Genomic DNA, 13312 nt, shown 5'->3' on the forward strand with positions numbered 1-13312 from the left:
GCATCATGGCTTCAGAAAATATGACGCCGCAGGATTACATAAGTCATCATCTGAGCAACCTTCAGATGGACTTGCGTACATTCTCGCTGGTGGATCCACATAACCCCCCGGCCACCTTCTGGACGATCAACATCGACTCCATGTTCTTCTCGGTGGTTTTGGGTCTTCTGTTCCTGGCCATGTTCCGCGGTGTTGCTAAAAGAGCGACCAGCGGTGTTCCAGGGAAATTCCAGACGTTCATCGAAATGATCATCGGCTTCGTCCATGGTAGCGTCAAAGACATGTACCATGGCAAGAGCAAGCTGATTGCTCCGCTGGCCCTGACCGTGTTCGTTTGGGTCTTCCTGATGAACCTGATGGACCTTCTGCCTATCGATTTCATTCCGTGGATTGGCGAACACGTCCTCGGTCTGCCTGCACTGCGCGTGGTTCCGTCTGCTGACGTGAACATCACCCTGTCGATGGCGCTGGGCGTGTTTATCCTGATTCTTTTCTACAGCATCAAAATGAAAGGCGTAAGCGGCTTTGTGAAAGAGCTTACCTTGCAGCCGTTCAACCACTGGGCGTTTATTCCGGTCAACCTGATCCTGGAAGGCGTTAGCCTGCTGTCCAAACCTGTATCACTGGGTCTGCGACTGTTCGGCAACATGTATGCGGGTGAGCTGATTTTCATTCTGATCGCGGGTCTTCTGCCGTGGTGGTCACAGTGGATTCTTAATGTGCCATGGGCCATTTTCCACATCCTGATCATTACGCTGCAAGCCTTTATCTTCATGGTTCTGACGATCGTCTATCTGTCGATGGCGTCTGAAGAGCACTGATTTTTTACCAACACTACTACGTTTTAATTGAAACAAACTGGAGACTGTCATGGAAAACCTGAATATGGATCTGCTGTACATGGCTGCCGCTGTGATGATGGGTCTGGCGGCTATCGGTGCTGCGATCGGTATCGGCATCCTCGGGGGCAAATTCCTGGAAGGCGCTGCGCGTCAACCTGATCTGATTCCTCTGCTGCGTACTCAGTTCTTTATCGTTATGGGTCTGGTGGATGCTATCCCAATGATCGCTGTAGGTCTGGGTCTGTACGTGATGTTTGCTGTCGCGTAGTAGTTGTTTTAAAACCCTAAGCCACAGAAATTAAAGAGGTATTGTGCTGTGAACATGAACGCAACAATCCTCGGCCAGGCCATCGCGTTTATTCTCTTTGTCTGGTTCTGCATGAAGTATGTATGGCCGCCTTTAATGGCTGCCATCGAAAAACGTCAGAAAGAAATTGCTGACGGTCTGGCTTCTGCAGAACGCGCTAAGAAAGATTTGGACCTTGCACAGGCCAACGCGACAGACCAGCTGAAAAAAGCGAAAGCGGAAGCTCAGGTTATCATCGAACAGGCTAACAAACGCCGTTCGCAGATCCTGGACGAAGCCAAAGCTGAAGCAGAACAGGAACGTACTAAGATCGTGACACAGGCTCAGGCTGAAATTGAAGCTGAGCGTAAACGTGCTCGTGAAGAACTGCGTAAGCAGGTTGCGATTCTGGCTGTTGCTGGCGCCGAGAAGATCATCGAACGTTCCGTGGATGAAGCTGCTAACAGCGACATCGTGGACAAACTTGTCGCTGAACTGTAAGGAGGGAGGGGCTGATGTCTGAATTTGTTACGGTAGCTCGCCCCTACGCCAAAGCAGCTTTTGACTTTGCTATCGAACACCAAAATGTCGATCGCTGGCAGAATATGCTGGCGTTTGCCGCTGAGGTGACGAAAAACGAACAAATGGCCGAGTTGCTTTCCGGTGCGTTAGCACCTGAAACTCTCGCCGCGTCGTTTATCGCCGTGTGCGGAGAGCAACTGGATGCCAACGGCCAGAACCTGATTAAGGTAATGGCAGAAAATGGTCGTCTCCGTGTGCTCCCGGATGTTCTCGAGCAGTTTGAGCACTTACGTGCCCTTAGTGAAGCTACTGCTGAAGTTGAAGTAACTTCTGCGACTGAACTGAGTAATGAACAGCTTGCGAAAATTACCGCCGCGATGGAAAAACGTCTGTCACGCAAAGTTAAGCTGAATTGCAAAATCGATAAGTCTGTAATGGCAGGCGTAATCATCCGTTCGGGTGATATGGTCATTGATGGCAGCGTACGCGGCCGTCTTGAGCGCCTTGCAGACGTCTTGCAGTCTTAAGGGGACTGGAGCATGCAACTGAATTCCACCGAAATCAGCGAACTGATCAAGCAGCGCATTGCTCAGTTCAATGTTGTGAGCGAAGCTCACAATGAAGGTACTATTGTTTCTGTAAGTGACGGTGTTATCCGCATTCACGGCCTGGCCGATTGTATGCAGGGTGAGATGATTTCCCTGCCGGGTAACCGTTACGCTATCGCACTGAACCTGGAGCGCGACTCCGTAGGTGCAGTTGTGATGGGTCCATACGCTGACCTCGCCGAAGGCATGAAGGTTAAGTGTACTGGCCGTATTCTGGAAGTGCCGGTTGGCCGTGGCCTGCTGGGTCGCGTTGTTAACACCCTGGGTGCGCCAATCGACGGTAAAGGTCCGGTTGAGCACGATGGCTTCTCCCCAATCGAAGTTATCGCACCAGGCGTTATCGATCGTCAGTCCGTAGATCAGCCTGTTCAGACAGGTTATAAGTCCGTTGATGCCATGATCCCAATCGGTCGTGGTCAGCGTGAACTGATCATCGGTGACCGTCAGACCGGTAAAACCGCGATGGCTATCGACGCCATCATCAACCAGCGTGATTCCGGCATCAAATGCGTGTACGTGGCTATCGGCCAGAAAGCGTCCACCATTTCTAACGTGGTTCGTAAACTGGAAGAGCACGGCGCACTGGCTAACACCATTGTTGTTGTTGCAACTGCTTCCGAATCTGCTGCACTGCAATACCTGGCGCCATACGCGGGTTGCGCAATGGGCGAATACTTCCGTGACCGCGGTGAAGATGCACTGATCGTATACGATGACCTGTCTAAACAGGCTGTTGCTTATCGTCAGGTTTCCCTGCTGCTCCGTCGTCCACCTGGACGTGAAGCGTTCCCTGGCGACGTATTCTACCTCCACTCTCGTCTGCTGGAGCGTGCATCCCGCGTTAACGCGGAATACGTCGAGAACTTCACCAAAGGTGAAGTGAAGGGTAAAACGGGCTCTCTGACCGCACTGCCGATCATTGAAACCCAGGCGGGTGACGTTTCTGCGTTCGTTCCGACCAACGTAATTTCCATTACCGATGGTCAGATCTTCCTGGAAACCAACCTGTTTAACTCCGGTATTCGTCCGGCGGTTAACCCGGGTATCTCCGTATCCCGTGTTGGTGGTGCTGCTCAGACCAAGATCATCAAGAAACTGTCCGGTGGTATCCGTACCGCGCTGGCACAGTATCGTGAACTGGCTGCGTTCTCTCAGTTCGCATCCGATCTGGACGAAGCAACCCGTAAACAGCTGAGCCACGGTCAGAAAGTGACCGAGCTGCTGAAGCAGAAACAGTACGCACCAATGTCTGTTGCTCAGCAGGGCCTGGTACTGTTCGCGGCTGAACGCGGTTACCTCGAAGATGTGGAACTGGCGAAAATCGGTAGTTTCGAAGCCGCTCTGCTGGCTTACGTCGACCGTGATCACGCTCCGCTGATGCAAGAGATCAACCAGACCGGTGGCTATAACGACGAAATCGAAGGCAAGCTGAAAGCTATCCTCGATTCCTTCAAAGCAACCCAATCCTGGTAATCGTCAGGCGGCTTGTCTCAGGACAAGCCGCCTGGCATTGAGGAGAAGCTCATGGCCGGCGCAAAAGAGATACGTAGTAAGATCGCAAGCGTCCAGAACACGCAAAAGATCACTAAAGCGATGGAGATGGTCGCCGCTTCCAAAATGCGTAAATCGCAGGATCGCATGGCGGCCAGCCGTCCTTATGCAGAAACCATGCGCAAAGTGATTGGTCACCTTGCAAACGGTAATCTGGAATATAAGCACCCTTACCTGGAAGAACGCGACGTTAAGCGCGTGGGCTACCTGGTGGTGTCGACCGACCGTGGTCTGTGTGGCGGCTTGAACATTAACCTGTTCAAAAAACTGCTGGCGGATATGAAAGCATGGTCTGAAAAAGGCGTTCAGTGCGATATCGCAATGATCGGCTCTAAAGGCGTCTCTTTCTTTAACTCCGTTGGTGGCAACATTGTCGCTCAGGTGACCGGTATGGGTGATAACCCGTCCCTGTCCGAACTGATCGGCCCGGTTAAAGTGATGTTGCAGGCCTACGATGAAGGCCGTCTGGACAGACTGTACGTTGTCAGCAACAAATTCATTAACACCATGTCTCAGGTTCCAACGCTCACTCAGATGCTGCCTTTACCGGCATCAGAAGATGATGAGCTGAAGCACAAAGCCTGGGATTACCTGTATGAACCCGATCCGAAACCGCTGCTGGATACCCTGCTGCGTCGTTACGTTGAATCTCAGGTTTATCAGGGCGTTGTAGAAAACCTGGCCAGCGAGCAGGCCGCACGAATGGTGGCGATGAAAGCCGCGACCGATAATGGCGGCAGCCTGATTAAAGAGCTGCAGTTGGTTTACAACAAAGCTCGTCAGGCCAGCATTACTCAGGAACTCACCGAGATCGTCTCGGGGGCCGCCGCGGTTTAACCAGGTTTACGAATTACGTAGAGGATTCAAGATGGCTACTGGAAAGATTGTCCAGGTAATCGGCGCCGTGGTGGACGTCGAGTTCCCTCAGGACGCCGTACCACGCGTGTACGACGCGCTTGAGGTACAGAATGGTAACGAGAGCCTGGTGCTGGAAGTTCAGCAGCAGCTCGGCGGCGGTATCGTGCGTACCATCGCGATGGGTTCTTCCGACGGTCTGCGTCGTGGTCTGGAAGTTAAAGACCTTGAGCATCCGATCGAAGTCCCGGTAGGTAAAGCAACGCTGGGTCGTATCATGAACGTATTGGGTCAACCAATCGACATGAAAGGCGACATCGGTGAAGAAGAGCGTTGGGCTATCCACCGCGCGGCACCTTCCTACGAAGAGCTGTCCAGCTCTCAGGAACTGCTGGAAACTGGCATCAAAGTTATCGACCTGATGTGTCCATTTGCGAAGGGCGGTAAAGTTGGTCTGTTCGGTGGTGCGGGTGTAGGTAAAACCGTAAACATGATGGAGCTGATCCGTAACATCGCGATCGAGCACTCCGGTTACTCCGTATTTGCGGGCGTAGGTGAACGTACTCGTGAGGGTAACGACTTCTACCACGAAATGACCGACTCCAACGTTCTGGACAAAGTATCCCTGGTTTACGGCCAGATGAACGAGCCACCAGGAAACCGTCTGCGCGTTGCGCTGACCGGTCTGACTATGGCTGAGAAATTCCGTGACGAAGGCCGTGACGTTCTGCTGTTCGTTGATAACATCTACCGTTACACCCTGGCCGGTACGGAAGTATCTGCACTGCTGGGTCGTATGCCTTCAGCGGTAGGTTATCAGCCGACTCTGGCGGAAGAGATGGGTGTTCTTCAGGAACGTATCACCTCTACCAAAACCGGTTCTATCACCTCCGTTCAGGCGGTATACGTACCTGCGGATGACTTGACTGACCCATCACCAGCAACCACCTTTGCGCACCTTGATGCAACCGTGGTACTGAGCCGTCAGATCGCGTCTCTGGGTATCTACCCAGCCGTTGACCCGCTGGACTCCACCAGCCGTCAGCTGGATCCACTGGTTGTTGGTCAGGAACACTACGACACCGCGCGTGGCGTACAGTCCCTGCTGCAACGTTACCAGGAACTGAAAGACATCATCGCCATCCTGGGTATGGATGAACTGTCTGAAGAAGACAAACTGGTGGTAGCACGTGCGCGTAAGATCCAGCGCTTCCTGTCCCAGCCGTTCTTCGTTGCGGAAGTATTCACCGGTTCTCCAGGTAAATACGTTTCCCTGAAAGACACCATCCGTGGCTTTAAAGGCATCATGGAAGGCGAATACGATCACCTGCCAGAGCAGGCGTTCTACATGGTTGGTTCCATCGAAGAAGCAGTGGAAAAAGCCAAAAAACTTTAACGCCTTAATCGGAGGGTGATATGGCAATGACTTACCACCTGGACGTCGTCAGCGCAGAGCAACAAATGTTCTCTGGTCTGGTCGAGAAAATCCAGGTAACGGGTAGTGAAGGTGAACTGGGTATTTTCCCGGGTCACGCACCGCTGCTCACCGCCATTAAGCCTGGTATGATCCGCATCGTTAAACAGTTCGGTCACGAAGAGTTTATCTATCTGTCCGGCGGCATTCTCGAAGTGCAGCCAGGCAGTGTGACCGTTCTGGCCGATACCGCTATTCGTGGCCAGGATCTCGACGAAGCGCGAGCCCTGGAATCGAAGCGTAAGGCTGAAGAGCACATTAGCAGCTCTCATGGTGACGTGGATTACGCTCAGGCGTCTGCGGAGCTGGCCAAAGCGATCGCGAAACTGCGCGTTATCGAGTTGACCAAAAAAGCGATGTAACACCGGCTTGAAAAGCACAAAAGCCAGTCTGGGTTCCAGGCTGGCTTTTTTTTTCGGCCTTAATTCATGATGAAAAAGATGTAGAATTTTAGGCATCAAACGTTTTTACTTCTCACTCAAACTACCGTCAGGATGCGTATGTCAAACAGTGCGATGAGCGTGGTGATCCTTGCCGCTGGCAAAGGTACCCGCATGTATTCCGATCTGCCTAAAGTGCTTCACACGCTGGCAGGAAAGCCAATGGTGCAGCATGTCATTGATGCAGCAAATGAACTGGGTGCCCGTCAGGTTCACCTGGTCTACGGCCACGGCGGCGATCTGCTTAAAAAGACGCTGAGCGATGACAAGCTCAACTGGGTGCTTCAGGCTGAACAACTGGGTACAGGTCACGCGATGCAGCAGGCAGCACCGTTCTTTGCCGATGACGAAGATATTCTGATGCTCTACGGCGATGTTCCGCTGATCTCCGTTGAAACACTAACTCGCCTGCGTGAAGCCAAACCGCAGGGCGGCATCGGTTTGTTAACCGTCGTGCTGGATGATCCAACCGGTTATGGCCGCATCACCCGTGAAAACGGCAACGTAACGGGGATTGTTGAACATAAAGACGCCAGCGACGAACAGCGCCAGATTCAGGAGATCAACACCGGTATCCTGATTGCCAATGGCGCGGATATGAAGCGCTGGTTGTCGAAGCTCAACAACAACAATGCGCAGGGTGAATACTATATCACCGACATTATTGCGATGGCATATCAGGAAGGACGTGAGATTGCGGCGGTACATCCGGCACGCATTAGCGAAACCGAAGGGGTGAATAACCGCCTTCAGCTTTCCCGTCTGGAGCGCGTTTATCAGTCCGAACAGGCCGAAAAACTGTTGCTGGCAGGCGTGATGCTGCGTGACCCGGCGCGTTTCGATCTACGTGGAACTCTATCTCACGGTCGTGACGTTGAAATTGATACTAACGTTATCTTTGAAGGCAAAGTCACTCTGGGCAATCGCGTCAAAATTGGCGCTGGCTGCGTGATCAAAAACAGCGTCATCGGTGACGATTGCGAAATCAGCCCTTACAGCGTGGTGGAAGATGCGCATCTTGAAGCGGCGTGCACCATTGGACCGTTTGCGCGTCTGCGCCCGGGCGCTGAGCTGCTGGAAGGTGCCCATGTTGGCAACTTCGTTGAGATGAAAAAAGCGCGTCTGGGTAAAGGCTCTAAAGCCGGTCATTTGACCTATCTGGGCGATGCGGAAATTGGCGATAACGTCAATATTGGTGCAGGCACAATCACCTGCAACTATGACGGTGCCAACAAGTTTAAAACCATTATCGGTGATGATGTGTTTGTCGGTTCCGATACACAGCTGGTGGCACCGGTTACCGTGGGCAACGGGGTAACGATTGCCGCCGGGACAACCGTTACGCGCGATATCGCCGATAACGAGCTGGTATTAAGCCGTGTGCCACAGGTGCACAAGCAGGGCTGGAAACGCCCGGTGAAGAAAAAGTAACGGATTTACCCTCGCCCCTTTGGGGAGAGGGTCGGGGTGAGGGGATAACATAATCCTCCCCCCACAAGCAGTACCCATAAAAATAACCCCACTCTCTACAAGGCTCGGGGTGCCCGGAAAGGGCAAATACAGGTCAGCGACAACGCAGGCGTTATGCCTAAATTCGGAATCTAAAACTATGTGTGGAATTGTTGGCGCAGTTGCGCAGCGTGATATTGCTGAAATCCTTCTCGAAGGTTTACGTCGTCTGGAATACCGTGGCTATGACTCTGCTGGTCTGGCCGTGGTCGATGCAGAAGGTCATATGACCCGTCTGCGTCGTCTCGGTAAAGTGCAGATGCTGGCCCAGGCCGCGGAAGAACATCCGCTGCATGGTGGTACCGGTATTGCGCACACCCGCTGGGCGACGCACGGCGAACCGTCTGAAGGCAACGCGCACCCGCATGTGTCTGAACACATCGTGGTCGTGCACAACGGCATTATCGAAAACCACGAACCGCTGCGCGAAGAACTGAAAGCGCGCGGCTATACCTTCGTCTCTGAAACTGACACCGAAGTGATTGCTCACCTGGTGCACTGGGAGCTGGAGCAGGGCGGTACACTGCGTGACGCAGTTCTGCGTGCTATCCCTCAGCTGCGCGGTGCATACGGCACGGTGATCATGGACTCACGCGATCCGTCCACGCTGCTGGCCGCACGTTCCGGTAGCCCGATGGTTATCGGTCTGGGCATGGGTGAAAACTTTATCGCCTCTGACCAGCTTGCGCTCCTGCCAGTTACCCGTCGCTTTATCTTCCTGGAAGAGGGTGATATTGCGGAAGTGACTCGTCGCAGCGTGACCGTATTCGATACCAAAGGCGAGCAGGTGAAACGCCAGGAGATCGAATCTAACCTGCAGTACGACGCGGGCGACAAAGGCGCTTACCGTCACTACATGCAGAAAGAGATTTACGAGCAGCCAAACGCCATCAAAAACACCCTTACCGGGCGTATTAGCCACGGCGAGGTGGATCTGAGCGAGTTGGGTGCAAACGCGAACGAACTGCTCAGCAAGGTTGAGCATATTCAGATCGTGGCCTGCGGTACCTCCTACAACTCCGGTATGGTTTCTCGTTACTGGTTTGAATCCCTGGCGGGCGTGCCGTGTGATGTGGAAATCGCGTCTGAATTCCGCTACCGCAAATCCGCTGTACGTCGTAACAGCCTGATGATCACCCTTTCCCAGTCTGGTGAAACGGCGGATACGCTGGCGGCGCTGCGTTTGTCTAAAGAGCTGGGCTACCTTGGCTCTCTGGCCATCTGTAACGTCCCTGGCTCATCGCTTGTGCGTGAATCCGATCTGGCGCTGATGACCAAAGCGGGTACCGAAATTGGCGTGGCTTCCACTAAAGCGTTTACCACTCAGCTGACCGTTCTGTTGATGCTGGTGGCGAAACTGGCACGTCTGAAAGGCGAGGATGCCTCTGTTGAGCATGACATCGTTCATGGCCTGCAGGCACTGCCGAGCCGTATTGAGCAGATGCTGTCCCAGGACAAACGCATTGAAGCACTGGCAGAAGATTTCTCCGACAAGCATCACGCCCTGTTCCTGGGTCGTGGCGATCAGTATCCGATTGCGCTGGAAGGCGCGCTGAAGCTGAAAGAGATCTCCTACATTCACGCGGAAGCCTATGCGGCAGGCGAGCTGAAACACGGCCCACTGGCGCTGATTGACGCCGATATGCCGGTCATCGTTGTGGCTCCTAACAACGAACTGCTGGAAAAACTGAAATCTAACATTGAAGAAGTGCGCGCCCGCGGTGGTGTTCTGTACGTCTTCGCCGACAAAGATGCCGGTTTTGTCAGCAATGACAACATGCACATCATCGAGATGCCGCATGTGGAAGAGGTGATTGCACCGATCTTCTACACCGTTCCGCTGCAGTTGCTGGCTTATCACGTTGCGCTGATCAAAGGCACCGACGTTGACCAGCCGCGTAACCTGGCGAAGTCTGTCACCGTAGAATAATCCCTTCAGGCTCCACCTTCGGGTGGAGCTTTTCTATCCCGCCTGGCTTGTTTTTAATCAACTCTTTTGCGTTTTTATTTATGACAATCTGTCATCTTCAGCTACTTTTTTCAGTGTCACATAAAGAAAATATTTCTGAAAACGTCTTGTCATAAAAGTGGCTAACACGATGAAAATTAAGCTTTCTTCTGCTGGTTTTTAAGTGAAATTTCCATTGTCATAAAACTGTCATAATTCGTACATTTATCTGTCACCTGTTTGTCCTATTTTGCTCATCGTAGCCACTAAACAACGATTTACGAAAATCTTGCAGGAGACATTATGAAAGTTATGCGTACCACTGTCGCAACTGTTGTCGCCGCGACCTTATCTCTGAGCGCGTTCTCTGTATTTGCAGAAGCAAGCCTGACTGGCGCTGGTGCAACCTTCCCTGCGCCGGTGTATGCCAAATGGGCGGATACCTACCAGAAAGAAACCGGTAACAAGGTTAACTATCAGGGTATCGGCTCCTCCGGTGGCGTTAAACAAATTACCGCTAATACCGTTGATTTCGGCGCATCAGACGCTCCGCTGTCTGATGACAAACTGGCTCAGGAAGGTCTGTTCCAGTTCCCGACCGTGATCGGCGGTGTGGTTCTGGCCATCAACCTGCCGGGCGTGAAGTCTGGTGAACTGGTGCTGGACGGCAAAACCCTGGGTGACATCTACCTGGGTAAAATCAAAAAATGGGATGACGAGGCGATTGCCAAACTCAACCCTGGCCTGAAACTGCCATCTCAGAACATCGCTGTGGTTCGCCGCGCTGATGGTTCTGGTACCTCTTTCGTGTTCACCAGCTATCTGGCGAAAGTGAACGAAGAGTGGAAATCTAAAGTCGGTTCTGGCTCTACCGTTAACTGGCCAACCGGTCTGGGCGGTAAAGGCAACGACGGTATCGCCGCGTTCGTACAGCGTCTGCCGGGCTCTATCGGTTACGTAGAATACGCCTACGCTAAACAGAACAATCTGTCCTACACCAAACTGGTTTCTGCTGATGGTAAACCTGTCAGCCCGACCGAAGAGAACTTTGCCAACGCGGCAAAAGGCGCTGACTGGAGCAAATCTTTCGCTCAGGATCTGACTAACCAGAAAGGCGAAGGTGCATGGCCAATCACCTCTACCACCTTCATCCTGGTTCACAAAGAGCAGAAGAAACCTGAGCAGGGCGCCGAAGTGCTGAAGTTCTTCGACTGGGCGTACAAAAACGGCGGCAAACAGGCTAATGCCCTGGATTACGCTACCCTGCCAGAAAACGTGGTTGAGCAGATTCGTGCTGCATGGAAAACCAACGTAAAAGACAGCAGCGGTAAAGCATTGTATTAATTTAGCATTCTGACGAAAATGGCGGGTGGCGCTTGCGCTTACCCGCCGATTTCGTAAACGCGTTTAACAGAAGAGTGATTTATGGCTGCAACCAAGCCTGCATTTAACCCTCCGGGTAAAAAAGGTGACATGATTTTCAGCGCGCTGGTAAAACTGGCTGCGCTGATTGTGCTATTGCTGCTGGGCGGCATTATTGTGTCTCTGATTTTCTCCTCCTGGCCGAGCATCCAGAAATTCGGTTTCTCCTTCCTGTGGACCAAAGAGTGGGACGCGCCGAACGATATCTACGGTGCGCTGGTGCCGATTTACGGTACGCTGGTGACCTCGTTCATCGCCCTGCTGATCGCGGTTCCCGTCAGTTTTGGTATTGCCCTGTTCCTGACGGAACTGGCACCGGGCTGGCTGCGACGCCCGCTGGGTATTGCCATCGAGCTGCTGGCGGCCATTCCGAGTATCGTTTACGGCATGTGGGGCCTGTTTATCTTTGCGCCGCTGTTCGCAACGTACTTCCAGGAACCCGTGGGTAATGTACTTTCTGCCATCCCGTTTGTGGGTGCCCTGTTCTCTGGCCCTGCTTTCGGTATCGGTATTCTGGCGGCTGGTGTGATCCTCGCCATCATGATTATTCCGTACATTGCGGCGGTCATGCGCGATGTCTTCGAACAAACGCCGGTGATGATGAAAGAGTCGGCCTACGGTATCGGCTGTACCACCTGGGAAGTTATCTGGCGCATTGTCCTTCCGTTCACCAAAAATGGGGTGATTGGCGGCGTGATGCTGGGTCTGGGACGTGCGCTGGGTGAGACCATGGCGGTGACCTTTATCATCGGTAACACCTACCAGCTCGACAGCGCATCACTCTTCATGCCGGGTAACAGTATTACCTCTGCACTGGCGAATGAATTTGCTGAGGCGGAATCCGGTCTGCACGTCGCAGCGTTGATGGAGCTGGGGCTGATTCTGTTCGTGATCACCTTCATTGTTCTGGCGATCTCCAAGCTGATGATTATGCGCCTCGCTAAAAATGAGGGGGCACGCTAATGGCAACTCTCGAAATGCAAGCTACCGCTGAACTGGCGGAATCCCGCCGCAAAATGCAGGCCCGACGCCGTTTTAAAAACCGTATCGCGCTGACGCTCTCAATGGGAACCATGGCATTTGGCCTGTTCTGGCTGGTCTGGATCCTCTTCTCGACGGTTGTGCGCGGGATTGACGGGATGTCGCTGGCGCTGTTTACCGAAATGACGCCACCGCCAAATACGGCGGGTGGTGGTCTGGCGAATGCCCTGGCGGGCAGCGGGTTGCTGATCCTGTGGGCAACGGTATTTGGTACGCCGCTGGGCATCATGGCAGGCATCTATCTTGCGGAGTACGGTCGTAAATCCTGGCTGGCGGAAGTCATTCGTTTCATCAATGACATCCTGCTTTCAGCCCCGTCTATCGTGGTGGGTCTGTTTGTTTACACCGTCGTGGTGGCACAGATGGAACACTTCTCCGGCTGGGCGGGTGTGATTGCGCTGGCGCTGTTGCAGGTGCCTATCGTCATTCGTACTACCGAGAACATGCTGAAACTGGTGCCGGACAGCCTGCGTGAAGCGGCTTACGCACTGGGAACGCCGAAATGGAAGATGATCTCTGCGATTACGCTGAAAGCGTCAGTCTCCGGGATCATGACCGGTATCCTGCTGGCGGTTGCGCGTATCGCGGGTGAAACGGCACCGCTGCTGTTCACCTCCCTCTCCAACCAGTTCTGGAGCACGGACATGATGCAGCCGATCGCCAACCTGCCGGTGACGATCTTTAAATTTGCGATGAGCCCATTCGCGGAATGGCAGCAACTGGCCTGGGCCGGGGTGCTGATCATTACCCTTTGCGTACTGTTGCTGAACATTCTGGCGCGCGTCATTTTCGCGAAGAAGAAACACGGTTAATT

13 protein-coding genes are annotated in these 13312 nt (G+C 53.2%); all 13 read left to right on the top strand.

The features are described from left to right. Positions 1–5: 5 nt before the first annotated feature. Positions 6–821, top strand: coding sequence for a F0F1 ATP synthase subunit A (gene atpB, locus JGF26_RS20500; protein WP_028017762.1), 816 nt, complete (start codon positions 6–8; stop codon positions 819–821). Between the two features lie 49 nt (positions 822–870). Further along, positions 871–1110, top strand: coding sequence for a F0F1 ATP synthase subunit C (atpE, locus tag JGF26_RS20505; protein WP_000429386.1), 240 nt, complete (start codon positions 871–873; stop codon positions 1108–1110). 48 nt (positions 1111–1158) lie between these two features. Further along, on the top strand, positions 1159–1629 hold the full coding sequence (gene atpF, locus JGF26_RS20510; protein ID WP_003862370.1) for a F0F1 ATP synthase subunit B: 471 nt from the start codon (positions 1159–1161) through the stop codon (positions 1627–1629). A 14-nt stretch (positions 1630–1643) separates the two neighbouring features. Beyond that, positions 1644–2177, top strand: a complete 534-nt coding sequence (gene atpH, locus JGF26_RS20515) for a F0F1 ATP synthase subunit delta (protein ID WP_028017763.1) — start codon at positions 1644–1646, stop codon at positions 2175–2177. 12 nt (positions 2178–2189) lie between these two features. Next, on the top strand, positions 2190–3731 hold the full coding sequence (atpA, locus tag JGF26_RS20520) for a F0F1 ATP synthase subunit alpha (RefSeq protein WP_028017764.1): 1542 nt from the start codon (positions 2190–2192) through the stop codon (positions 3729–3731). 51 nt (positions 3732–3782) lie between these two features. Continuing rightward, positions 3783–4646, top strand: a complete 864-nt coding sequence (gene atpG, locus JGF26_RS20525) for a F0F1 ATP synthase subunit gamma (protein WP_023333921.1) — start codon at positions 3783–3785, stop codon at positions 4644–4646. A gap of 31 nt (positions 4647–4677) precedes the next feature. Next, positions 4678–6060: a F0F1 ATP synthase subunit beta gene (atpD, locus tag JGF26_RS20530; RefSeq protein ID WP_003862362.1), complete on the top strand. Its 1383-nt coding sequence runs from the start codon at positions 4678–4680 to the stop codon at positions 6058–6060. A 20-nt stretch (positions 6061–6080) separates the two neighbouring features. After that, positions 6081–6500 carry a F0F1 ATP synthase subunit epsilon gene (locus tag JGF26_RS20535; RefSeq protein WP_006177560.1) on the top strand — a complete coding sequence of 140 codons (420 nt, stop codon included), beginning with the start codon at positions 6081–6083 and terminating at the stop codon, positions 6498–6500. A gap of 138 nt (positions 6501–6638) precedes the next feature. Next, positions 6639–8009, top strand: a complete 1371-nt coding sequence (gene glmU, locus JGF26_RS20540; protein ID WP_128348462.1) for a bifunctional UDP-N-acetylglucosamine diphosphorylase/glucosamine-1-phosphate N-acetyltransferase GlmU — start codon at positions 6639–6641, stop codon at positions 8007–8009. 178 nt (positions 8010–8187) lie between these two features. Continuing rightward, positions 8188–10017: a glutamine--fructose-6-phosphate transaminase (isomerizing) gene (gene glmS / locus JGF26_RS20545; RefSeq protein WP_048990817.1), complete on the top strand. Its 1830-nt coding sequence runs from the start codon at positions 8188–8190 to the stop codon at positions 10015–10017. Between the two features lie 321 nt (positions 10018–10338). After that, a complete protein-coding gene (gene pstS / locus JGF26_RS20550; protein WP_028017767.1) occupies positions 10339–11379 on the top strand; it encodes a phosphate ABC transporter substrate-binding protein PstS in 1041 nt (346 codons plus the stop codon). A gap of 81 nt (positions 11380–11460) precedes the next feature. Continuing rightward, entirely contained in the window at positions 11461–12420 is a 960-nt protein-coding gene (gene pstC, locus JGF26_RS20555) for a phosphate ABC transporter permease PstC (protein ID WP_028017768.1), read from the top strand. Beyond that, positions 12420–13310, top strand: a complete 891-nt coding sequence (pstA, locus tag JGF26_RS20560; RefSeq protein ID WP_028017769.1) for a phosphate ABC transporter permease PstA — start codon at positions 12420–12422, stop codon at positions 13308–13310. The genes pstC and pstA overlap by 1 nt, the downstream gene beginning before the upstream one ends. Positions 13311–13312 lie beyond the last annotated feature (2 nt).

Origin of the sequence: Enterobacter sp. E1 (assembly GCF_016809815.1) — a bacterium.
GTDB lineage: Bacteria > Pseudomonadota > Gammaproteobacteria > Enterobacterales > Enterobacteriaceae > Enterobacter > Enterobacter adelaidei.